At 68.6% G+C, this 22,086-nt stretch carries 21 protein-coding genes and 1 pseudogene; 5 read left to right on the forward strand and 17 right to left on the reverse strand.

Features of this window, described 5'->3' with window-relative positions:
- The first annotated feature begins 65 nt into the window (after positions 1-65).
- Positions 66-626, forward strand: coding sequence for a MarR family winged helix-turn-helix transcriptional regulator (locus ACNJ7E_RS33560; RefSeq protein WP_418341933.1), 561 nt, complete (start codon positions 66-68; stop codon positions 624-626).
- A 9-nt stretch (positions 627-635) separates the two neighbouring features.
- Here ACNJ7E_RS33560 and ACNJ7E_RS33565 read toward each other — a convergent pair whose 3' ends face one another.
- The 17 genes from ACNJ7E_RS33565 to ACNJ7E_RS33645 all read right to left on the reverse strand — a co-directional run bounded on the left by ACNJ7E_RS33565 (position 636) and on the right by ACNJ7E_RS33645 (position 17,148).
- Complete coding sequence (locus ACNJ7E_RS33565) at positions 636-1,325, reverse strand: TetR/AcrR family transcriptional regulator (protein ID WP_348539636.1); 690 nt, start codon at positions 1,323-1,325, stop codon at positions 636-638.
- Between the two features lie 20 nt (positions 1,326-1,345).
- Positions 1,346-2,377, reverse strand: a complete 1,032-nt coding sequence (locus tag ACNJ7E_RS33570; protein ID WP_009477073.1) for an aromatic ring-hydroxylating oxygenase subunit alpha — start codon at positions 2,375-2,377, stop codon at positions 1,346-1,348.
- Position 2,378: 1 nt separating this feature from the next.
- Entirely contained in the window at positions 2,379-2,591 is a 213-nt protein-coding gene (locus ACNJ7E_RS33575; protein WP_005248918.1) for a recombinase-like helix-turn-helix domain-containing protein, read from the reverse strand.
- A gap of 12 nt (positions 2,592-2,603) precedes the next feature.
- The gene (locus tag ACNJ7E_RS33580; RefSeq protein ID WP_280781933.1) at positions 2,604-3,563 is read right to left on the reverse strand and encodes a PDR/VanB family oxidoreductase; all 960 of its coding nucleotides are present in this window, start codon (positions 3,561-3,563) and stop codon (positions 2,604-2,606) included.
- Between the two features lie 110 nt (positions 3,564-3,673).
- Entirely contained in the window at positions 3,674-4,408 is a 735-nt protein-coding gene (locus tag ACNJ7E_RS33585) for an oxygen-binding di-iron domain-containing protein (protein WP_280781934.1), read from the reverse strand.
- Between the two features lie 88 nt (positions 4,409-4,496).
- Positions 4,497-5,645, reverse strand: coding sequence for an MBL fold metallo-hydrolase (locus ACNJ7E_RS33590; RefSeq protein ID WP_280781935.1), 1,149 nt, complete (start codon positions 5,643-5,645; stop codon positions 4,497-4,499).
- Positions 5,646-6,779 carry an FAD-dependent monooxygenase gene (locus ACNJ7E_RS33595; protein WP_418341934.1) on the reverse strand — a complete coding sequence of 378 codons (1,134 nt, stop codon included), beginning with the start codon at positions 6,777-6,779 and terminating at the stop codon, positions 5,646-5,648. It lies immediately after the preceding gene.
- Positions 6,776-8,443 (reverse strand): thiamine pyrophosphate-binding protein, encoded by a 1,668-nt coding sequence (locus ACNJ7E_RS33600; protein ID WP_418341935.1) that lies wholly within the window; start codon positions 8,441-8,443, stop codon positions 6,776-6,778. Before ACNJ7E_RS33600 ends, ACNJ7E_RS33595 begins: the two co-directional genes overlap by 4 nt.
- A complete protein-coding gene (locus tag ACNJ7E_RS33605) occupies positions 8,436-9,218 on the reverse strand; it encodes an SDR family oxidoreductase (RefSeq protein ID WP_009477067.1) in 783 nt (260 codons plus the stop codon). The genes ACNJ7E_RS33600 and ACNJ7E_RS33605 overlap by 8 nt, the downstream gene beginning before the upstream one ends.
- A 16-nt stretch (positions 9,219-9,234) precedes the next feature.
- Positions 9,235-9,984, reverse strand: coding sequence for a 3-oxoacyl-ACP reductase family protein (locus ACNJ7E_RS33610; RefSeq protein ID WP_005573557.1), 750 nt, complete (start codon positions 9,982-9,984; stop codon positions 9,235-9,237).
- A gap of 2 nt (positions 9,985-9,986) precedes the next feature.
- Positions 9,987-10,493: a cupin domain-containing protein gene (locus ACNJ7E_RS33615; RefSeq protein ID WP_005248926.1), complete on the reverse strand. Its 507-nt coding sequence runs from the start codon at positions 10,491-10,493 to the stop codon at positions 9,987-9,989.
- Positions 10,494-10,507: 14 nt separating this feature from the next.
- Positions 10,508-11,290, reverse strand: a complete 783-nt coding sequence (locus ACNJ7E_RS33620) for an alpha/beta fold hydrolase (RefSeq protein ID WP_280781939.1) — start codon at positions 11,288-11,290, stop codon at positions 10,508-10,510.
- Positions 11,287-12,216: a VOC family protein gene (locus ACNJ7E_RS33625; RefSeq protein WP_280781940.1), complete on the reverse strand. Its 930-nt coding sequence runs from the start codon at positions 12,214-12,216 to the stop codon at positions 11,287-11,289. The genes ACNJ7E_RS33620 and ACNJ7E_RS33625 overlap by 4 nt, the downstream gene beginning before the upstream one ends.
- 167 nt (positions 12,217-12,383) lie before the next feature.
- Positions 12,384-13,892, reverse strand: coding sequence for an aldehyde dehydrogenase (locus tag ACNJ7E_RS33630; protein ID WP_418341936.1), 1,509 nt, complete (start codon positions 13,890-13,892; stop codon positions 12,384-12,386).
- Positions 13,889-15,271, reverse strand: coding sequence for an MFS transporter (locus tag ACNJ7E_RS33635; RefSeq protein WP_317569642.1), 1,383 nt, complete (start codon positions 15,269-15,271; stop codon positions 13,889-13,891). Before ACNJ7E_RS33635 ends, ACNJ7E_RS33630 begins: the two co-directional genes overlap by 4 nt.
- A gap of 129 nt (positions 15,272-15,400) precedes the next feature.
- Positions 15,401-16,111, reverse strand: coding sequence for an ABC transporter ATP-binding protein (locus ACNJ7E_RS33640; protein WP_418341937.1), 711 nt, complete (start codon positions 16,109-16,111; stop codon positions 15,401-15,403).
- On the reverse strand, positions 16,108-17,148 hold the full coding sequence (locus ACNJ7E_RS33645; protein WP_418341938.1) for an ABC transporter permease: 1,041 nt from the start codon (positions 17,146-17,148) through the stop codon (positions 16,108-16,110). Before ACNJ7E_RS33645 ends, ACNJ7E_RS33640 begins: the two co-directional genes overlap by 4 nt.
- Positions 17,149-17,346: 198 nt before the next feature.
- Here ACNJ7E_RS33645 and ACNJ7E_RS33650 point away from each other — a divergent pair, with 198 nt between their 5' ends.
- The 4 genes and pseudogenes from ACNJ7E_RS33650 (at position 17,347) to ACNJ7E_RS33665 (ending at position 22,076) form a co-directional block, all read left to right on the forward strand.
- Entirely contained in the window at positions 17,347-18,498 is a 1,152-nt protein-coding gene (locus tag ACNJ7E_RS33650; RefSeq protein ID WP_418341939.1) for a sensor histidine kinase, read from the forward strand.
- Positions 18,495-19,109 (forward strand): annotated as a pseudogene (locus ACNJ7E_RS33655) (response regulator); the annotation flags it as partial. The gene ACNJ7E_RS33650 and the pseudogene ACNJ7E_RS33655, both read left to right, overlap by 4 nt.
- Positions 19,110-19,173: 64 nt before the next feature.
- Complete coding sequence (locus ACNJ7E_RS33660; protein WP_418341940.1) at positions 19,174-20,655, forward strand: adenylate/guanylate cyclase domain-containing protein; 1,482 nt, start codon at positions 19,174-19,176, stop codon at positions 20,653-20,655.
- Positions 20,656-20,816: 161 nt separating this feature from the next.
- Positions 20,817-22,076, forward strand: a complete 1,260-nt coding sequence (locus ACNJ7E_RS33665; RefSeq protein ID WP_418339027.1) for an ISL3 family transposase — start codon at positions 20,817-20,819, stop codon at positions 22,074-22,076.
- Positions 22,077-22,086: the final 10 nt, after the last annotated feature.

A 22,086-nucleotide genomic window follows, 5' to 3' on the forward strand; every position in this document is an offset into this window, starting at 1 on the left:
AATCGACGGGGACCCGCGGCGCGTCGCCGTCACCTATGCTCGTTCGATATCTTGGTACTAAACAGATGAGACCCTCGAGGATCCAGGAGGTGCGCCCGGTGACGCAACGCCCCGTTCCAGATCGCGATGCCGTCGACGACATCGTCGACCAGTGGGCCCACCAGTGGCCCGACCTGGATGTGAGTCCGCTGAAAGTGCTGGGCCGCCTGCACCGTTCGTATCTGCGGTACCAGACGTCCCTTGCCGCCGTGTTCGAGGAGCACGGCATCAACATGGCGTCGTTCGACGTTCTGGCCGCCCTCCGACGTTCAGGTCCGCCGTACCGGATGACGTCCGGACAGCTGGCGGAATCCGCCCTCGTCACCACCGGCGGAGTCACACTGCGCGTCGACCGCCTGGAGAAGGCGGGACTGGTGCAGCGGGAGCGTGACGCCGAGGACCGCCGCATCGTGCACGCGCAACTCACCGACGAGGGCTTGCGGGTGATCGAGAAGGTCGCGGAGGCCCACTTCGCCAACGAGTCGCAGATCCTCAGCGGGATGTCGCAGGACGATCAGGCGGCGTTGGCCGAATTGCTCCGCAAGCTCGAGCACTCGATCGTCGAGAACCAGGCCCCCAACGCCTGAGCGGAGGACTCAGCTGGCCGCGCGGGCGGTCAGGTCGGCAACCTCACCGAATCCGATGAACCGTTCGGACGCCGCCGTCATCTCCACGATGAAACGTCGCTGCTCGTCCTGCGATGCACCGATCAGGCGCGCCGCACCCGTCCACTGCGCCTCGGACAGCTTGCGGGCGAGCTGGGCGGGTTCGGCGCACGGCGTCGCGATCCCGGCCTGGTTGAGCCGTTCGATGAACCGGATGTACCGGCCGAGGATCCGGTTGTGGGCCGCCTCGAGCTGTTCCCCGATCACCGGGTCGACGGCGGCGCGGTCCTCGATCATCGTGAACAGGCGGCCGCTGCTGTAGACGGTCTCGATGAACGCCGCGGTGGCCGCGCGCAGGACGGTGCGCGGGTCCGCGTCCGGCGGGACCGGGATGCGCTGAGCCTCGACGAACGTGTCGAACACCGCGGCGGCGACGGCACGGAACGCGTCGTCCCGGGATGCGAACCGGGCGGAGAATTCGGCCTGCGACACTCCGGCGGCAGCGGCGATGACCGCCTCGGTGGTGCGCTCGTATCCGAGCTCGGCGAAGCACCGCCCCGCCGCCTCGACCAACGCGAGCCGACCTCGATCGTCACCGTTCGTAAGCACCGCTCGCGCCTCCTCGTACCCCGGCCGGCGCCCGACGTGTCGGCCGTCACACATTCTTAGTTGACATTTCATTCACGTCAACCCGGGCGACCCTACGCCTCCTGAAGTGCCTTCGCCTGGGCTTCGGCCTGAGCCCGGTAGAGCCGGCGGAGCCGGATGACGCCGAGGTCGTGCTGGTACAGGTTCTCTGCCTGGTCCGCGTCGAATGCCATCGCCTCGAGCATGGCGCGGTCCTGCTCGAGCACCACCCAGTGCCGCTCCTCGAGCTTGGTGCGGTACAGGAACCGCCAGACGTCGCGTTCCCAGCCCTCGACGCGGCGGTACCGCCAGAAGAACACCGCGGTGGTCTCGGCGTCGATCGGCGTTCCCATGCCGACGATGCCGAACGAGCCACCCGGGCCCGCGGTCGGCGGGTAGGGAATCTCGAGGTCCACCCAGTCGATGCCGGTCCGGCAGAATTCGACCCAGTCGAAGTTCACGCCCCGCTGGTCGGTCTTCTCGAAGAAGAACCCGCGATCGGTTTCGCGGATCCGGAACTTCGCGGACGTCTCGCCGCCGAACATCGAATGCGATTCGCGGTGCAGGAACGCTCCGTGCATCGGGTCGAGCAGGTTCTCCAGCGTGAACCGCCACGGCGCCTTCCACTCCGCGTAGCAGAGGAAGTTCGAGATGCCGTCGTCGGTGAGTCGCTCGGGGAGTTCGAGGGGCGCGGGCTCGGCGTCGGGGTCGGTGCCGAACCAGGCGAGCACGGCGCCGGCCACCTCCCGCACGGGGAGGCTGGTAACCAGCCGCTTGCCCTCGAGGTTGCAGCCGGGCATTCCGGGGACGGAGACGACGGTGCCGCCGCCGTCGACCTGCACGCCGTGGTACTGGCAGGCGACGCGATCGCCGAGGTGCTGACCCTGCGACAGCGGGGCGCCGCGGTGCGGGCAGCGGTCGGCGAGCATGCGGAGGGTGCCGTCGGACTGACGGAACAGCAGCCAGTCCTCGCCGAGGCGCCGCACCTTCTTCATGTCGCCGCGCGCGACGAAGTCGGACGGGCACACCGCGTGCCACTGGTCACGCATCCCGGTCGCGAAGATCTCGTCGCCGGTCAGTGCCGCCTTGTGCAGTCGGTTCACCATGTCAGGCCCCCATCCGTCGGATCTCGTCCGTGAAAGTGTCGGTGGTCCAGGCGTCGCCGCCGGGACTGTGGATGCCGAGGGCGTTCAAACCCTTCACCAGGCCTTCGAGGTGGTGCACACCGGTGCCGAAGACCTCTTCGATCGCACCGGCCAGCTTCCGTTCGTACGGGGTGGGTGCCGTGCCGGACTGGCGTGGTTGCAGATACAGGCTCATGGTTCTTCCCTTCTAGAGATCCAGCACGAGCTCGTCGGAGCGGGCGCGGGAAACGCAGATCATGATGGTGGTGCCGGACTCCTGCTCGGAGCTGGAGAGCAGGGAGTCGCGGTGGTCGGGGGTGCCGGCGAGGACGCGGGTTTCGCACGTCCCGCAGATGCCTTCGCGGCAGGAGTTGGGGACGTCGACGCCGGATTCCTCGAGGGTGTCGAGGATGGTCCGGTCGGGGGCGACGGTGGCCGAGATGCCGGATCGTTCGCAGATCACGCGGACGGGACGGTCGCCGGCGAGGGTGTCGGCGGGGATCTCCTTCGCCTTGAACCGCTCGAGCCGGATCGCGCCGTCCGGCCAGGAATCGGTGTACCCCTCGACCGCGCCGAGCAGACCCTCGGGGCCGCAGGCGTAGACGAGCGTCTCCTCACGGGCGGCGCCGAGGATGCCGGCGAGGTCGAGGATGCCGTCGGCCTCCTCGGTGACGACGTGCACGCGGTCGCCGTATCCGGACAGTTCGTCGAGGAACGCCATCGACGCGCGGGCACGGCCGCCGTAGTGCAGTTCCCATTCGGCGCCCATGCGTTCGGCTTCACCGATCATCGTGAGGATCGGCGTGATGCCGATGCCGCCGGCGATGAACACGTAGCGCGGCGAGGGCAGGAGTTCGAAATTGTTGCGGGGTGCGCTCACCGACAGGCTGTCGCCGGGCCGCAGCGTCTCGTGGACGTGCCGGGAACCGCCTCGGCCGGTCACCTCGTGGAGGATCGCGACGCGGTACCCGGTCTTGTCGTCGGGGTCTCCGCAGAGGGAGTACTGACGGATGGTCCCGCGGTTCAGGTGCAGGTCCAGGTGGGCGCCCGGCGTCCACCGGTCGACCGCGCCGCCGTCTTGTCGTTCGAGGCGAAGCGACACCACGCCCGAGGACTCGACCCGCATCTGACGCACCATCATGGGGACGGTGTCTGCGTCTGTTGTCATCGCTCACTCCCAGGCTCAACCGAAGGCATAGTTCCTTAGTGCTCAATAATTTAGCACTAAGATGTATCGTGCGCCACAGTTGAGGGGAAATTCGTCGAGTACAGGCCGGGCTACTCCGTTTCGCGGTACCGCACGGTCTCGGCCGCGAGCCGCTCCTCGTATGCCTGTGCGAGGTCGTGCAGAGCCTGCACGCAGTCACCGGTGAACACCGGCGCATGCATCGGCGCCAGCAGCAGGGGTTCCAGATCGGCGAGTCCCCGGATCGTGGGGCCGAGCGCCGGTGACAGGCACGTCGCGTTCCCCATGTCCTCCGCCGCGATGGCCGGGCCGACGATCTCCTCCTCCGTGGCAGGCGGATGATGCCCGAACGCGGTGAACAGGTCGCCGCAGAACAGCGTCTGCGTCGTCTCCTCGAAAACCAGCCCGGCGTCCCACCCGTGCGGAACGTGCGGGGTGTCGAGATGACGGACCCGCCTGGTGCCCGTCTCCATCACGTCGCCGTACTGCAGGGGACGCGGCATGCGATCGGCGAGGTCGTTGACCTGCACGAAGCAACCCATCGCCCCGTGCGCGACCTCGGCGTTCGGCGCGGCCGCCAGCCACGAGTTCATCGCACCGCACTCGTCGGCCTCCACGTGCCCGAACGTGATCCACCGCAGTCTGTCGAGAGGAATCAGCCGGCCGACCGCCGCGGACACGGACGGGAACAGCGCACGCTGACCGGTGTGGAACAGCAGCGGTTCCTCACCGTCGACGAGGAACTGGTTCATGATCAGGTTGGGCTCGTCCAGATACGTGGACAACCGGTAGATGTCGGGAGCGATCTCGGTAATCGTGGTGTCCATCCCTGGCTCCGATCACGTCACGGTGTCGTGAGGACAAGCCTTCTCGGGACAGCGGCGGCGCGCAAGATCCTGCCGGTCCGAGATGGCGCTACCGCCGCTGCCCGACGCCGATCCGGACGAGATCGTGTCCGACGGTCACGGTGCCGGCGAACGTGGACTTCACGCCTCGTTCCCACTGGTCGTCGGTGACCTGCCGGGGGTCGCCCGGCCCGATGTGGGAGAGCACCACCTGACGGACATCCGCGTCCGTGGCGACGCGCCCGACGTCCTGCGCGGTGGTGTGCGCCTGAATCATGTGCTCGACCAGTGCGGGACCCGAAGTCTGCGCGTAGAAGTCGACGTCGATCACCTCGTGGACGAGGATGTCGGATCCTCGGGCGAGCCGGACGACATTCGCCGATTTCGCGGTGTCGCCGGAGAACGTGACCGCACCGTCCTCCGTGTCGAACCGGTACGCCAGCGAGGGATAGACGGGGCCGTGCGGAACCAGCGTCGCGGTGACCCGGACCCGGTCGTCTTCGAACACCGGGAACGGTTCCATCTCCGGCGCCGTGTTGTCGGCGGACGCACCCGCCGACTCCGGTGGCAGTACGTCGTGCAGCGACAACCGCTGTCCGTAGTCGGACTGGGCGCCCTTTTCGACGTTGCGAATGTTGATGTCGTAGGCGAATGCGTCGAGTACACCCGCGAACAGATCGGTGAGTCCGGGTGTCGGCGACGCCGGACTCTGGATCGGAATACTCTGGCCGCCGCGCGGTGCCGACAGTCTGCCCGCCGAGCCGGGGCCGTACACCGGCACCACGTTGCGGAACGTGTAGGACGGTGTCCCGCCGGGCAGCCAGAAGACGTTGAACAGGTCGGCGATGTGATCGCTGTGCATGTGCGTGACGAAGACGCCACCGAGCGAATCCGCGGCGATACCAGCCTGGATCAGCTTTCGGCTCGACCAGGGACCCGCGTCGATCAGATACGGTCTGTCGCCGACGACGAGCACACTGGACGTGCCGCTCCGCCCCGGCACGGCGATGGGACCGGCCGCCGTGCCGAGCAGAATCAGCGTCGTCGCGTAACCGTCGACGTCACCGGACAACTCGTAGGCGTCCGGTGGCGTCGCGCCACTCGGCTGCGCGTCCGCGGTGTGGGACGCGCAGCTCGTCGCGGCGATAGCAGTGGCGGCGGACCCCAGCAGGGCCAGCGCCCGCCGCCTCGACAGAGCTTGTCCGCCGGCGGGTTCCATTCAGGCGTCCGTTCGGGCGGCGGCCAACTCCAGCGGCACCTGCCAGGCGTCGTATTCGTAGACCCAGTCGCCGTTGCCCGCGACCTTCAGCCATTCGTTGGACCGGGAGCCCCGCTGGATGCGTGACGTCCGCTGCAGTCGCGTCTCCTGGTAGGTCTGCAGCGCGACTGCGGGGTCGTCGAACAGGCTGAGGCAGCGGGACAGGACGACGGCGTCTTCGACGGCCATGCCGGCGCCCTGCGCCATGAACGGCATCATCGGATGTGCCGCGTCGCCGAGGAGCACGGACCGCCCGTCGGTCCACGACGCCAGCGGGTCGCGCACGTAGAGAGCCGATTTCAGGACGTCGTCGCAGGCGTCGAGGAGGGCTCGTGCCTCGGGGTGGAAGTCGCGGTACAGCTCACGCAGTTCGGTGACGGATCCCGGTGTGGTCCACGATTCCTCGGTCCACTCCTCCTGACCGCAGGTGGCGAAGACGAAGATGTCCTTGCCCTGGTTGAGCGGGAACGTCACGATCTGCGTCGACGAATCCGGCCCCCACCACTTGGTGAAGCAGTCGAGGTTCGGCAGGTCGCCGACGCGTTCGGTGGGGACGACGGCGCGGAACGCCACGACCCCGGTGAACGTCGGCTGTTCCCGCCCCAGCAGCGACGTCCGGACCGCGGAGTGGATCCCGTCGGCACCGACGATCACGTCTGCGGAAACCCCACTGCTGCCGTCGGTGAACTCGATGCGGCCGTCGGCCACGCCGCTGACCCGGCGACCCATTTCGACGACACCCGACGGCAGCCGGTTCTCGAGCGCGGTCATGAGGTCGCCCCGGTGCATGGTCAACTGCGGTGCGCCGTACTGCTGTTCCGCGCTGTCGCCCATCGGCAGCCGGGACGTTTCGGCTCCCGTGTCCCACGTGCGGCTGATCCGGAACTGGGGCCGGGCGGCCGATTCGCGGATCGCCGGCCCGATGCCGAGTCCGTCGAGAGCCCGGACCGCGTTGGGGGTGAGGTTGATGTCGGCGCCGACGCGGGCGAACTGCCTCGTCTGCTCGTAGACCGTGACGTCGAGACCGAACTTGCGGAGGGCGATCGCCGTGGCGAGTCCGCCGATGCCGCCGCCGCAGACGGCGACCGTGGTCACTGTGCAGCCTTTCCGGGGACCGTGACGGGCGGCGTGAACGGTGCAGGCATGTCGCCGTAGGCGGCGAGATCGACCTCGACGATCACCGGCGCCTGCCTCGACACGGCGTCGGCGAGCACCTCGTGGGCCTCGCCGGCGCCACCGATCCGCAGGTACGGCACACCGATGGACTGTGCCAGCAACGGGAAGTCGGGGGTGACGAGGTCGACGGCGTAGGTGTCTTCGCCGCCGCCCTTCTGCATGTTGCGCAGCACGCCGTAACCGCCGTCGTTGAACACGAGCAGCACCAGCCACGGCTTCTCCTGCGCCATGGTCAGGATCTCGCCGAAGTGGACGGCCAGGCCGCCGTCGCCGACGAGGGCCAGGGTGGGTCGGGTCTCGTCGGCCAGTGCCGAACCGATAGCCATGCCCAGGCCCTGCCCGATGCCGCCGCCGCGGGGGAAGACGTTGGACTTGGGGTCGAACATCGGCAGCAGCCGGTTGCCCCAGGAACTCGACGCAATGGTGACGTCGCGGGCGATCACGGAATCCTGCGGGAACGCGGCACGCACGGCGTCGCACAGCACCGCGTGATCGCCGAGTCCGGCGCGCTGCTTGCTGCGGACGAGTTCGCGGGTGGTGCGGGCACGTTCGGTCCAGGCGGCGTCGACGGGCGTCAGGCCCGACAGCTGCCGGAGGAACGTCGCGATGTCAGCGGTGACCCCGGCCTCCGCCGGGTAGACGCGTCCGATCGCGGCCGCGTCGATATCGACCTGCACGTGCACGGCAGGAACGGGCATGGAGTAGTCGCCGGTCTCGTTGGACCGGAAGTGGGTACCCAGCGACAGCAGCAGGTCGGCATCCTGGAGGAGTTCGCGCCCCACGGGGGTGTTGCCGTAGTTGCCGATGCACAGTGGATGGTCCTCGGGCACGGCGCCGCGCCCGGAGTTGCTGGTGAGCAACGGGACTCCCCACTGCTCCACCAGTTCGGTCAGCTCGACGCCGGCCGTGGCGACACCGCCGCCAGCCCAGATCACCGGACGTTCCGCCGACTGCAGCAGGGCGAAGGCGACGGCCAACTCGTCGACGTCCGGTGTGCGCGGCGACTCCGACACCGGTTCGACCACGTCGATGACGTGTTCCGCGTACTGGAGGTCGATGGGCCATTCGATGCTCGACGGGCCTCCGGGCGCGGCGAGCGCGGCAGCGACGCCTTCCCGCAACACCTTTCCGGCGCCGTCGGTGTCGAGGATGGTGGCGGCATGCTTCGACGTCGCCGTCAGCATGCCCAGCTGATCCTTGGTCTCGTGGATGAAACCGCGACCCGAGCCGAGGTAGCGGCTCTCGACGTTGCCCGTCACGTGCAGCACCGACGTTCCGGCACTGAGCGATTCGATCAGCGAGCCGGCCGCGTTGCCGGCACCGGTGCCGGTGCTCGTGAGAGCGCAACCGAGGCCGCCGGTGGCGCGGGCGTACCCGTCGGCGGCGCTGACCGCGGTGGCCTCGTGCCGGACCGGCACGAACCGCAGGTGCTTGCTCACCGCCTGCACCAGGGGCTGGTTGTGGACGCTCACGATACCGAAGACGGTGTCGACACCGGCCTCGCGCAGCACCTGGACGAGCAGGTCGCCCCCATTACCCACCTGCTTGTCATTTCGTGCAGACATGGTGTTCCTCTCAGACATAGCGCGCGACGCCTCCGCAGACGTCGAGGCTGGTGCCCGTCACGTAGGACGAGCGTGGAGACAGCAGGGTCACGATCATGGCGGCCACCTCGTCGGCGCGGCCGAACCGGCCGAGGCCGATGCCGCGGTCCTGGGCGATCTCCGCCTCCCATTCGGCGAATGTGGCGTCGGTGCCGGACTCTTCGTAGCGGCGCCGCCACTGGCCGGTGTCGACCAGTCCGAGCGACACCGAGTTGACGCGGATGCCGTCGGCGGCGAGTTCGAGCGACAGCGACTTGCTGAGGTTCAGCAGCCCGGCCCGGGCGGCGCTGGTGGTGACCAGCCGCGGCTCGGGCTGACGTGCGAGCACCGCCGAGATGTTGACGATGGACGCGGCGTCGGACTTGCGCAGTACCGGCAGGGCGGCCTCGACGGTGTTGAGGACGCTGGAGAACTTGAGGTCGAGTTCGTCGCGCCAGTCGTCGAGGGTCGCCTCGCCGCGCGGGACCATGCGGGACTTGCCTGCGTTGTTGACCAGACCGTCGAGGCCGCCGAATCGGGCGACACCGGCGTCGACCAGCGCGGCGACCGCGGCCGGGTCGCGGACGTCGCAGGACGCGGTGAGGACGCGGTCACTGCCGGGCAGCGGCGCGATCACGGAGTCGAGCCGGTCGCGGTCGCGCGCGCAGGTGACGACGTTGGCACCCTCCTCGAGCAGCATCGCGACGGTGGCGAGCCCGACTCCCGAGCTTCCGCCCGTCACCAGGTGGGTGCGGTCTTTCAGTTGCAGGTCCACGACGTGGTCCCCTTCTCTAGTGCAGGACGAATCCGCCGTTGACGACGAGTTGCTGGCCGGTGATGTAGGACGCCTCGGGTCCCATCAGGAACGCGACGGCGCCGACGAGGTCCGACGGCTGCTGTGGCCGCTCGAGCGCGCGGTTGAGGCGGTACAGCTCGTGCCGGTGCTCCGGAACCTTCTGCGCCGATTCGCTTTCGGTCAGACCGGGTGAGACGGTGTTGACGGTGATGCCGTGCGGGCCGAGGTCACGGGACATGGCGCGGGTCAGCGCGGCCACCCCGCCCTTGGAGGCGATGTAGTGCGCGAGGCGCGGCGAACCGTACAGGGCGGCGTCGGAGCCGATGGTGACGACTCGTCCGCCCCCGTTCCCGATGATGGAGGGAATGATCGCCCTGCTCACGAGGAACGTGCCGCGCAGGTTGACGCCCAGCACCCGGTCCCACTCGTCGATGTCGAGTTCGTGAATCGGTTTGCCGCCCACGCCGTCCGCGAGGGCCGCGTTGTTGACGAGGCCGTACAGCGGACCACCGGCGGTGACGGTGGCCGCCATCGCGTCGACGGACTCCGCGTCGCGGAGATCGACCCGGACGAACTGTGCCTTGACGCCGTCGGCGCGCAGGCTTGCCGCTGCGTCCTCGCCCCAGTCCTCGCGGATGTCGGCGAGCCACAGGGTGGCGCCGTCCTCGCCGAGCCGGCGGGCCAGGGCGAGTCCGAGGCCCCGCCCCGCCCCGGTGACGAGAATGCTGCGGCCGTCGAGACTCATGGTCAGTCCCGCGTCACGCCGTGCATGGCCGACGTCTCGGGGTACGTCGGGATCTGCGGCTTCTGCGCGCCGATGATGACGCAGAACAGAGCGTCCTTGTCGCCGTTGTTCTTCAGGCTGCGCGGAACTCCGGCCGGGACGACGATCATGTCGCGGTAACCGAGGGTGCGCTTCTCCACCTGGCCGTCGCGGTGAACACCGACCTCCACCTCGCCCTCGAGGACGAAGAAGGCTTCCTCGGCGTCGTGGTGGGTGTGCTCCGGGCCTTCGGCGCCGGGGGGAAGCAGCATGTTGGAGAACGTGAATCCGCGCGAGACGATGGTGCGGTTGTCGTTCTCGTGGTTACCCGTCGCGCCGGAGCCGACGTAGCGGATCTGCGCGCGCTTGAACTGGTCGCCGGCCTTGGCCTGGAAACCCAGGGTGTCCCAGTCCTCGTGGCGGGAGCCACGGGTGAGGATCAGCGAGTCGGTGAATTCCTTCAGATCGGCGGTGCCGTATTCGAGTGTCATGTCGTGCTCCTTCTCTAGAGGTGGTTGCGTAGGCGTTCGGTGATGTGGATGAAGGATTCGACCCAGGCGTTGAAAGCCTCCGGCCGCTCCTGGTTCGCGAGGTGTCCGGCACCCCGGATGGTGACGAACACGGCACCCGGAATTCCGCCTGCGAGAACCTGACTCGCCGGAACCCCGGTCACTCTGTCCTCGTCTCCGCCGAGGACGAGTGTGGGGATGTCGATCTTCGGCAGATCGGCCGTGTGATCGGTGGCCGCCATCGACTCCGCGGCGTACCCGTAGCCGGGCAGCCGGATCGACGACGCCATGATCGCCGTGGCCTTCGCGGTCACTTGGTCGTCGGCGGTCCCGGACAGCAGCCGCGGGGCCCGTTCGGCGGCAAAGGCTTCCGCGCCTTCCTGCTCGAGCGTCGCGGCCCGGGCGCGCATCCGGCCGGCGGCGTCGCCGTCCGCTCCCGAGCCGACGGTGGAACTGCCGAGCAGCAGACTCCGCACGAGCCCGGGGTGGCGCAGCGCCAGCCGGGTGGCGATCACGCCGCCCCACGACATCCCCAGGAGGTGCGCTCCCGCGTCACCGCAACGGTCGCGGATTACGTCGGCGGCGGCGTCGGCGTAGTCGTCGAGGTCGAACGGACGGCCCGGGTCCTCGCTGCGGCCGTAACCGGGAGCGTCCCAGGCCAGCAGTCGCAGCGACGACGACAGTTCGTCGAACTGCGGCGCGAAACTGTCTGCGCCGCCCCCGATCCCGTGCAGCATGAGCAGCGCGGGGCCGGAACCGGATTCGACGACGTGCGTCACGACGCCCGCCCGAGGTCGAACCGCTCGAACGCACCGGGGTCGGGGATGCCGGCCATGTGGTCGCGGACCTGCTTGGACGGCGGGCCCGCGGTGCCCCACAGGTCGGAGAGTTCGGGAACCCGGCGCCAGACCTTGCACAGCCACCGGTCCTCGTCGACCTGCGCGATGCCGGACGTGTACTCGCACACCAGCCCTGCCGGGTCGGCGAAGTAGGAGAACGTGTTGTCGCCGGGGCCGTGCTTGCCCGGACCCCACAGCGGCACGGTGCCGTGGTGACGCAACCGGCCGATGCCGCGCATGAAGTGGTCGACGGTGGGCATCTCGTAGGCGACGTGATTCACCGACGTCCACTCGGCCTGGTTGAACGCGATGCTGTGATGGTCGGTGTTGCAGCGCAGGAACGCCATCTGGTGCTCGGACCAGTCGGAGACCCGCATGCCCAGGACCTCGCAGTAGAACGTCACCGCGGCGTCGATGTCGACGGTGTTGAGGACGACGTGCGTGACGCCGACCGGGACGGCGTCCTCGCGGCCGAGCTTCGGGACCGCCAGTGCGTCGGCGAGCAGTTCGACGACGCGGCCCTCGGGGTCGACCAGGCTGACGCCGTAGCCGCCGCCGAGGTCGTCGACCGGCCCCGGGCCGCTGACGATCGGGACGCCGCGGAGTTCGAGTCGGCGGGCGGCCTCGTCGACCTCGGCCGGCGTGGCGACGGCGAACGTGATGCGGCCGAGGCCGTTCCGCTCGGCCTGGGTGAGTTGCAGCGCGTGGTGGTGCTCACCGGTTCCCCGCAGCCAGGCACCGTCCGTGCCCTGCTCGACCACGCGCAGTCCCCACACCTCCGAGTAGAAGTCGGTGGATTCGATGCTGGCCTGTGTGCGCAGTTCGACGGAGCGCAGGCACCGCAGCCGGGCTATGGGTTGGTTCATCGCATGCCTCCAGTTGCTTAGGTCTCAATATCTTAGCGCTAAAGTAATAGGTCGTACAGAGCTGACGGGAATTTCTTTCCGGACGACCTACTACTTCAGCTTCCCCGTGGGCCGATGTGACAGCGGTTCAGTCAGGCGGAACCCGTGTGACATTCGGCGAGCAAGCTTCAGTCAGCCCAGGGATTGGGTTCCTCGTCGAGGCCCCAGTAGATGCTCTTCTGCCGCGAGTAGGCGGCGATACCGCTGCGCCCCTTCTCCACCCCGAGTCCGCTCTCCTTGACGCCGCCGAACGGCGTCGAGATGCTGAACTGCTTGTAGGTGTTGATCCACACGGTGCCGGCCTGGAGGCGGCGGGCGAGTTTCCACGCGCGACGGTAGTCGCCCGTCCAGATTCCCGACGCCAGACCGAATACCGAATCATTGGCCTGTGCAACCAGATCCGCGTCGCCGTCGAACGGCAGGACCACGAGGACGGGTCCGAAGATCTCCTCCTGGCACGTGCGTGAATTGTTGGGGAGCCCGTCGATGATCGTCGGCAGGTAGTACGCGCCGTCGCGGAGTCGCTCGTCGTCGGGGATCGCCCCGCCGCACAACACTCGTCCGCCCTCTTCACGAGCGAGGTCGATGTATGCGGCGACGCTGTCGCGGTGCTTGCGGTGGACCATCGGCCCGACCTGGGTGTCGGGGTCGCGGCCGGGCCCGAGTCGCAGTCGCTGCGTCTTGGCCACCAGCTTCTCGAGGAATTCGTCGTAGATGCGGCGGTCGACGAACAACCGGGATCCGGCGATGCAGCTCTGCCCGGTGGACGAGAAGATCCCGTACATGACGCCGTTCACGGCGGCGTCGAGGTCGGCGTCGTCCAGCACGATCGTCGGCGACTTGCCGCCGAGTTCGAGCGACACGGGCATCAGCTTGTCGGCTGCCGCGTGCGCGATGGACCGTCCGGTGTTGGTGCCGCCGGTGAACGTCACCTTCCCGACACCGGGGTGGGTGACGATGGCGTCGCCGACCACCGAGCCCTTGCCCGGCAGCACCGACAGCAGTCCGGCAGGCAGTTGTGTTTGGTCGATGAGCCGCGCCAGTTCCAGCGACACCAGCGGCGTCCATTCGGCGGGCTTGAGGACGACGGCGTTGCCTGCCGCCAGGGCGGGCGCGATCTTCTGCGCGTCGCTGGCCACCGGCGAGTTCCACGGTGCGATGGCGCCGACCACGCCGATGGGCTCGAGAACGCTCATCGTGAGGAAGTTGCCGCGTGGGGTGGTGAGGTCGTCGTCCGCGGTTTCGAGGACGGCGGCGAAGTAGCGGAACGTGCCCGCCGCGCTGCCGACGAGTGCGGTGGTCTCGGCGACCGTCTTGCCGGTGTTGTAGCTCTGCAGCAGCGCGAGCCGGGACGTGTTCGCCTCGATGGCGTCGGCGATGCGGTGCAGGTACTTGGCCCGCTGGTGTGGGAGCAGCGCGCGCCACGCCGGGTCGTCGGCGGCGGCGCGGCCCTTGCGGACCGCCTCGTCGGCGTCGTCGGCGGTGGCCTGGTGGATCACCTGCAGGGTTTCGCCGGTCGACGGGTCCGTGACCGCGAAGGCGGGGCCGTTCGCCTGCCGCCACTGCCCGGCGACGAGGATCCGGTCGGCGACCGGGACGAACGGCAGTGTCTGTGGCGCGGTGTCGAGAACGGTCACTGGGAGATCTCCTCGAGGGTCTTTTCGCGGGTTTCGACGGCGAAGAAGCCGACCACGAGGGCACCGATCATTGCGACCGCGGCGAACATTCCGAAGACGACGGTGAGTGTGCCGCCCCCGTCGAGGATGGCGCCGACGGCGAGGGGGCCGACGATGATGCCGAGGCGTCCGCTCGCTCCGCCGATCGCGCAGCCGATGGCTCGCATCCGGGTCGGGTACAGCTCCGCGGTGTAGACGTAGAGCGCCATGTTGACGGCGAAGACGAACAGCGCGGATCCGGCCGACCAGAACAGGACCTTCGTCGCGGTGTCGGCGCCGGAGGCGGCGAGCAGGAACAGCAGCGATGAGCACAGGACCATCGACGCGGTGATGCAGATGCGGCGACCGAGGTTGTCGATGAGGAACGCGACGAGGATGCAGCCGATCAGGCCGGCGACGCTGGTGACGATGCTGTAGTGCAGGGCGGTGTCGACGCTGACGTCGAATGCGGATCGGTACAGCGTCGGCAGCCAGGACGCGATGCCGTAGTTGACGAAGTAGGCGCAGCCCCAGATTGCCGCGAGCATGAGGGTTCGACGCAGGTAGATGCCCCGGAAGGCCTCCGCGAACGTTCCGCGGCGGGTGTCGACGGCGACGGCGGGCAGCGGCTGCGGGGCCGGGAGCGTCTTGCCGTACTTGCCGGTGATCTCGTTCTCGATGCGGGTCATGGCGTTGTGCGCATCCTCGTGGCGGCCACGGGACGCGAGCCAGCGCGGCGACTCGGGCAGCTTCCACAGCAGCGGCAGGAGCACGACGGGCAGCGCGCCGAGCGCGAACAGGATCTTGTAGCCGTAGTTCGGGACCACCCACGCCGACACGATCGCCGACATCACGAGCCCGATCGGGAAGATCACCTCGTAGAGCAGCACGAATCGTCCGCGCTTGTGGGCTTTGGTGATCTCGCCGATGTAACTCGCTGCGACCGGGACCTCGGCGCCGAGGCCGATACCCTGCACGAATCGGAAGACGAGGAAGAGCATCAGGCTGTCGGTGAACGCCATGCCGAGGCTCATCACGGCGTAGAGCGCGAGCGAGAAGATGATGACGTTGAGCCGGCCGACGCGGTCGGCGAACCAGCCGCCGGCGAGGGCGCCGACGAGCATGCCGATGCCGCCGATGGCGATCACCCAGGCGATGTCGCCGGGGGTCAGACCCCACTTGGGGATGAGAACGGGGAGGGAGTACGCGATCATCAGCTGGTCGAAGCCGTCGAAGAACGTGACGGCGCCGACGATGACGCGGGCCTTGATGTGCCACCTGCTCATCGGCAGGCGTTCGAGTCGGGCGCTGATCATCTCAGCTGTGGCAGCCATGGCGGGCGATACCGTCGTCATGAGCATCCTCAGGGTCGGGTCGAGGCATTTACTTAAGCCCTCAAAGGCTTACCACTAAGATGTAATCTCACGCACATGAGAAACGTCAACCCTTGACTTTGGAAGAAACATGTTATTCACACCTGTGCGTACTTCTTAACCTTCCGCGGTTAACAAGTGCTCACGGGTGAGAGAGCCGTCGACTACGCGGTGGACTGCATCCATTCTGCACAGATGCGTGCGGTCGTGTGTCACGAGCAGCGTCGCGACCTCGCGCTCTCGCACCACACCGAGGATCAGATCCATGATCGCGGCGCCCCGTTCCTGGTCGAGCGCGCTGGTCGGCTCGTCGACGACCAGCAGCGACGGATCGTTCATCAGCGCCCGGGCCAGGTTGACCCGCTGCCGCTGCCCACCCGACAACTGCGCGGGCCGCTTCCCTGCATGGTCTGCGAGGCCGACGGCGTCGAGCAGGTCGCGAGCCTTCGCGCGCCCGGCCCGCCGCGGTACGAACATCCGCTGCCCGAGATGCGCCATCACCTCCAGTTGTTCGAGGGCCGTCAACGACGACACCAAGTTGGACTGCTGGAACACGATGCCGATCCGGTCGCGGCGCAGTGTGGACGCCTCCCGCCGGCTCAGCACGGTGAGTTCGGTGGCGCCCAGCCGGACGGAGCCCGAGTCGGGCCGGATCAGCGTCGACGCCACCGCGAGGAGCGTCGACTTTCCGGAACCGGACGGACCGGTGATCGCGGCGATCTCACCCCGGCCGAGGGCCAGCGATACCGAGTCGAGGGCGGTGACACGTCCCGCGCCGTCGGGGTAGGTGAGGGTGACGTCGTCGAGGGTGAGGGCGGGTGTGGTCATCGTGTGCTCCCGAGGGCGGTGAGGGGGTCGGTGGTGAACAGGAAGCGGAGCGCGAACGCGGCGCCGAGGAGGCCCAGCCCGACGAGGGCGGTGGCGGGGAGGACAGTGGTGGAGCTGTCGAGCACGAACGGCACCGCGTCGCCGATCATCGACCCGGCCACCGCCGCCGTCCCGACAGCGACACCCACTCCGGCGAGCAGGACGACGAGCGCCTGCCCGAGCGCGTCCCGCACGAGCGACCCGGTGGACGCGCCGAGCGCCTTCAACGTCGCGACATCGGGGGTCCGCTGGAGGGTCCAGACCGTGAAGAACGCGCCGATCACCAGCGCGGAGATCGCGAACAGCATCACCGTCATCAACGTCAGCGACCCGTTCTCGGAGGTATAGGAGCCGATGGCGGAGAACGAGTCGGCCACACTTCGGGAGGTCGTCCCCGCGACGGCGTTCGTGGCGTCGTCCCCGCCGGCCACCGCGAGCACCGTCGCCGCACCCCCACGCGGGTTCGCGTGCTGCCAGTCGGCGAGCGTCATCCACACGGCCGGGCTGTGGCCGTACCAGTCGTCGCCGCGGACTGCGGTCACCGCGAAGGTGACGTCGCCGACGGTGAGACGGTCGCCGGCGCCGACGCCGAGGGATCGCGCCGCGCCGGCCCCGAGGATCACGGTCCCCGGCGCGGACGGTGCACGGTCGCCCACACCGCCGTCCGCGCCGACCAGTGCCACCCCCTTCGCCGGACCTCCTACTGCCGACGCCGAGCCTCGTCCGACGCCGATCGGCTGCACCGAGTCGGCGCTCCGCCGCCAGACGGCCACCTGCTCGGACGTCAGCACGGACTCGTCGAACGACGGACCGTCGTCGGAGGCGGCGAAGACCACCGACTCCGCGTCGATGCGTTCCACGACGGACACGTTCTGATGACGCAGTCCGGCCGTGAGGCCGCTGAGAAACGTGACGAGCAGCGCTATCAGCACCACGACGACGGATATCAGCGCGAAGCGACCACGCGCGGCACGCAGGTCTCTCGATGCGACGAACACAGGTGGTCCTCTCCAGATCACGACCGTCGCCGCAGTCGATGCGGGCCGGGGCGGCCCTCACGGCCTCCGAACTCACCGTGCCCCGGACACGACACGGTTCCATCGCACGTGCGGTGGAATTCTCGGTGGTCGAAGGTCGGGTGCGCGTTCCGACTTTCGATGGATGCCGGGTGCGGTCGCGTCGATAAGCTGGGCGGGGTGCACCGCTCCCCTCTCACGCCCGTGTTCGCGGGACTCCAACTGGGACTGCATGCGCTGATCGCGGCGCTCACCGCAGTCGTGATCTTGCGCGCCGTCCTTCCGGACGCACCACAGGCACCGGCGATCGTGGTGCTGTCGGTGGCGTTTCTCGCGGTGTACGCGGCGGGAGCGACGCGTCGCCTGCGCGGGACGTGGTGGCTCGCAGCGCTGACGGCTCTGTGGGTGGCGCTGATGGTCCTCGCCCCCGACGCCGCCTATCTCGCGTTCGGGCTGTTCTTCCTGTACCTGCATCTGCTGCCGCGACGCTGGGGAGTCCTGGCGGTCGCAGCCGCGACCGTCGTGGCCGTCGTGGGCACCGGAATGCACCGCGGCTGGAGCGTCGCGGGTGTCGTCGGCCCGGTGATCGGTGCGTGCGTCGCGGTGGCGATCGGCCTCGGCTACCGGGCGTTGTACCGGGAGGCTGTCGAACGCGATCGCCTCATCGACGAATTGACCCGAACCCGAGCCGAACTCGCCGAGCAGGAACGTGCCGCCGGCTCCCTGGCCGAACGTGAGCGGCTCGCACGCGAGATCCACGACACCGTCGCGCAGGATCTGTCGAGTGTTCAGATGCTGCTCCACGCCGTCGAACGCGCCGCCCCCGACCACCCCGCCCGGGACCGCATCCGGTTGGCGCGGGAGACGGCCGCCGACAGCCTCGCCGAAACCCGTCAGCTCATCGGCGATCTCACACCCGCCGTCCTCGACGGGCAGTCACTGTTGGACGCGCTCGCGCGGATCTGCACGCAGGCGAGGAGCGACACGTTCGACACCATTGCCGTGGTCGAGGGGGAGCCGGTGCGATTGCCGATGCCCGTCGAGGCGGCGTTGGTGCGGATTGCGCAGGGCGCGGTGTCCAACGTGGTCCGGCACGCACACGCATCCCGGATGGCGGTCACGCTCACCTACTACGAGGACGCGGTCCGGTTGGACGTCGTCGACGACGGCGTCGGCTTCGATGTCGAACTCCTCGACCGTGAACCGTCGAAAGCGTTCGGGCTGAATTCGATTCGCCGACGCGTCGAGCTGCTCGACGGGTCGATGTCGGTGGAGTCGGAACCAGGACTGACCGCGGTCGCGGTGTCGTTCCCGCTCGAGGTCGGCACATGATCCGACTGCTGCTCGCCGACGACCACGCGATCGTTCGTGCGGGCCTGCGCGCCCTCCTCGAGCACGAGCACGACATCGAGGTGGTCGGCGAGGCTGCCACCGCCGACGCCGCCGTGGCGTTGTGCGCGACGACTCCGGTCGACCTGGTGCTCATGGACCTCCGGTTCGGTGCCGGCACCTCGGGTGTGGACGCCACCCGGAACCTGCGGTCCCTGCCGAACCCACCGCACGTGCTGGTCGTCACCAACTACGACACGGACGCCGACATCCTCGACGCGGTCGCGGCCGGCGCCGCCGGGTATCTCCTGAAGGACACTCCCCCGCCCGAACTCCTCGCCGCCGTCCGCGCGGCGTCGGCCGGCGACAGCGTCCTCTCCCCGGCCGTGGCGTCGAAACTGATGACGCGCGTACGCCGACCGGCCACCAGCCTCAGCCCCCGGGAGATCCAGGTGCTGACGTTGGTGGCTGCCGGGCGATCCAATCGGGAGATCGGTAAGGAACTCTTCCTCTCCGAGACCACCGTGAAGTCCCATCTCGTCCACATCTTCGGCAAACTCGGCGTCAAGTCCCGGACCTCCGCAATCGCGCGGGCCCGCGAGCTGGGCACCATCCCCAGGTGCGTGGCAATGTGTGCGGACGCACACTTTGCCACTCACATCCGTTTACGCTGGGGAAATGGACCCACCGGTCGTCCAGTACATCCAGCGGGACGGGCACGCGCTGGCGTATCAGGTGGTGGGCGGCGGTTCGCTGGACGTGGTGTGGCTCTTCGAGATCAACATGCACCTCGACCTGATGTGGACCGACCCGCAGATCCACTACCTGATGGAACGGGGCAGCACGTTCGCCCGCACCGCTTACTTCCAGCAGCGGGGGCTGGGCCTGTCCGACCCGGTCGACCACCTGCCGACGCTCGAGGAGCAGGCCGACGACATCGTCGCGGTCATGGACGAGATCGGGATGCGCGAGGCACTGCTGGTGGGCGTGGCCAGCGCGAGCGGCGCCGTCGCGCTCGTGGCGGCGCGGTCACCGGAACGAGTCACCGGAGTGCTGCTGATCCAGCCGTTCGCCGAACGCCTGATCGGCGGCGACCACGATCCGGAGGGATGGTCGACCGCCGAACGGGACCACTTCGTCGAGGGATGGCGGGCGGCCACGGAGGTGTGGGGGTCGGGCGCGACCGTGCCGTTGTGGGATCCCGGCGAGGATTCCCCGTTCAACCGACGGCTGATGTCGATGCTCGAGCGAAGTTCGGCGACACCGGCCGTCGCGCGCGCCCACCTGGAGTGGATCTTCCGCCTCGACTACTCCGACATACTGCCGTCGATCCAGTGCCCGGCCCGGATCGTCATCGTCTCGGGCAGTCCCGTTCCCGCGGCCGCCGCACGGTACGTCGCCGATCACATCCCACAGAGCACTTTCCATCTGCTGCCGCCCGCGCCGACCGGCGCGTCGCTCGGTGAGGCGTGGAAGCCGATCATCGACGACGTCGAGCAACTCGCCACCGGTGGTCACCCGACACCGGACGCCGGGCAGTTCGTTGCGTCCGTGTTGTTCACCGACGTCGTCGGGTCGACGGAGATGCTCGCCAGGATCGGCGACGGCGCCTACCGGGAACTCCGCGCCGCCCACGAACGGCAGGTGCGCGACGGGGTGGAGAGGGCGCGCGGACGCCTCCTCAACGTCGCGGGCGACGGCACGTTCAGCATCTTCGACGGCCCCACCTCGGCGATCCGGTGTGCGCGGAGCGTCGTCGACGACGCGTGCGCCCTCGGCCTCGACGTGCGGGCCGGCGTACACACCGGGCAGGTGGAGCGGAACGGGCCCGACGTCAGCGGGATGACCGTCCACATCGGAGCGCGCATCGGAGCGACGGCCCGCGCCGGGGAAGTGCTGGTGTCACGTACCGTGCGCGACCTCGTGGTGGGGTCGGGTCTCCGGTTCACCGAAGTCGGTGAACACGAACTCAAGGGTGTCCCGGGTCGATGGATCCTCTACGCGCTCTCCGACGCGGACACACCCCGGATGGTGCCGCGGCGCGCACCACGGCTGAGCGTCATCGACCAGGCCATCCTGCGCACCGCGAAGCGGGCACCGCAGGCACTGCGCGCGCTCGTCGGCGCCGCCAACGCGAGGCAGCGCCGACTGTCCCGCTGATCCCAGGTGAGTGGCAAAGCGTGCGCCAGCACACTTTGGGCTCTTCTGCCATGAATGTGGATGGCCCTGCATGTGATAAGGGCAGGTGGTGTGGGGGTGGGCGCACGGGCCGCCCGTAGGGTCGAAAGCTCCTACACATCCGTCACCATCGGAGATGACCCGTGCGCGCTTCAACCCTACTCAACAGGCTGCTGTGCCTACCGCAGGCCACCGTCCGCGACGTCGAGATCGCCGACGATCGGGTGCGGGTGGCGGTGCGCCCCCACCGCCGCCGGATGCGGTGCCCGCACTGCGACTATTCAACCCTTCATCGCTACGACACCCGCGAGGTGGACTCATCGTGGCGGCACCTCGACCTGGGTGGACGCGTCTGTGTGCTCACGATGCGCCGCCGGCGACTGCGATGCCCCGAGCACGGGGTGCTGGTCGAGGCGGTGGACTTCGCCCGACCCGGATCCGGGTTCACTCGCGACTTCGAGGACCTGGCGGTGTGGCTGGCCACCAAGACCGACAAGTCCACCGTGTCGGTGTTCTGCCGGGTCACCTGGCGCACCGTCGGCGCGATCTGCGGCCGGGTCGTCGCCGACAAACTCGACCCCGACCGATTCACGAATCTGGTCGAGATCGGGGTGGACGAGATTTCGTGGCGCCGCCACCACAAGTATCTGACGCTGGTGTCCGACCACGAGACCGGCAAGATCGTTTGGGGCACCGAGGGCAAGCACGCCGCCGCGCTCGGCACCTTCTTCACCGACACCCTGCCCGCGGGGGCCGCGGAGCGGATCGAGGCGGTGTCGATGGACCTCGGACCGGCCTACGTCAAGGCGGTGCGTGAGCATGCCCCGCAGGCGACGATCTGTTTCGACCCGTTCCATGTCGTCAAACTCGCCACCGACGCCCTCGACGACGTGCGTCGCCAGGTGTGGCAGCACGCCCGCAGTCTCTCGGACAAGCAGATCGCCAAGACCTATCGAGGTGCGCGGTGGGCGCTTTTGAAGAATCCCGAAAGCCTGTCCGCCAAGCAGGCTTCGACACTGAAAGCGCTCAAACGGCAGGGCGGCGCACTGGTCCGGGCCTACGAACTCAAGGAGGCGTTGCGCGCGGTCTTCGCCGGCGATCTCGACGACGAGGTGGTGCTCGAGATGCTCGCCCGATGGTGTGCCTGGGCGCAGCGCTGCCGGATCCCGCAGTTCGTCAAACTCGGACGCACCATCCGAAAGCACCTCGACGGCATCACCGCCGCGGTCGAACGAGGCCTCGCGAACGGACGCCATGAGGGACTGAATAACAAGGTGAGGCTGATTATCCGCCGGGCCTACGGATTCCACACCGCCGAGAATGCTCTCGCGTTGATCCTGCTCGCCTGCGGACCCGTCACCCTCACCCTCCCGTATCACACGGCAACCCATCCACATTCATGACAAGAGAGCC

Origin of the sequence: Rhodococcus mengyinensis, assembly GCF_048381435.1 — a bacterium.
GTDB classification, from domain to species: domain Bacteria; phylum Actinomycetota; class Actinomycetes; order Mycobacteriales; family Mycobacteriaceae; genus Rhodococcus_F; species Rhodococcus_F opacus_D.

Coding starts and splice junctions, on each gene's coding strand:
- ACNJ7E_RS33560 (WP_418341933.1), top strand. CDS start 66: ATGAGACCCTCGAGGATCCAGGAGGTGCGCCCGGTGACGCAACGCCCC.
- ACNJ7E_RS33565 (WP_348539636.1), bottom strand. CDS start 1,325: ATGAAATGTCAACTAAGAATGTGTGACGGCCGACACGTCGGGCGCCGG.
- ACNJ7E_RS33570 (WP_009477073.1), bottom strand. CDS start 2,377: ATGGTGAACCGACTGCACAAGGCGGCACTGACCGGCGACGAGATCTTC.
- ACNJ7E_RS33575 (WP_005248918.1), bottom strand. CDS start 2,591: ATGAGCCTGTATCTGCAACCACGCCAGTCCGGCACGGCACCCACCCCG.
- ACNJ7E_RS33580 (WP_280781933.1), bottom strand. CDS start 3,563: ATGACAACAGACGCAGACACCGTCCCCATGATGGTGCGTCAGATGCGG.
- ACNJ7E_RS33585 (WP_280781934.1), bottom strand. CDS start 4,408: ATGGACACCACGATTACCGAGATCGCTCCCGACATCTACCGGTTGTCC.
- ACNJ7E_RS33590 (WP_280781935.1), bottom strand. CDS start 5,645: ATGGAACCCGCCGGCGGACAAGCTCTGTCGAGGCGGCGGGCGCTGGCC.
- ACNJ7E_RS33600 (WP_418341935.1), bottom strand. CDS start 8,443: ATGTCTGAGAGGAACACCATGTCTGCACGAAATGACAAGCAGGTGGGT.
- ACNJ7E_RS33610 (WP_005573557.1), bottom strand. CDS start 9,984: ATGAGTCTCGACGGCCGCAGCATTCTCGTCACCGGGGCGGGGCGGGGC.
- ACNJ7E_RS33615 (WP_005248926.1), bottom strand. CDS start 10,493: ATGACACTCGAATACGGCACCGCCGATCTGAAGGAATTCACCGACTCG.
- ACNJ7E_RS33625 (WP_280781940.1), bottom strand. CDS start 12,216: ATGAACCAACCCATAGCCCGGCTGCGGTGCCTGCGCTCCGTCGAACTG.
- ACNJ7E_RS33635 (WP_317569642.1), bottom strand. CDS start 15,271: ATGCTCATGACGACGGTATCGCCCGCCATGGCTGCCACAGCTGAGATG.
- ACNJ7E_RS33640 (WP_418341937.1), bottom strand. CDS start 16,111: ATGACCACACCCGCCCTCACCCTCGACGACGTCACCCTCACCTACCCC.
- ACNJ7E_RS33660 (WP_418341940.1), top strand. CDS start 19,174: ATGGACCCACCGGTCGTCCAGTACATCCAGCGGGACGGGCACGCGCTG.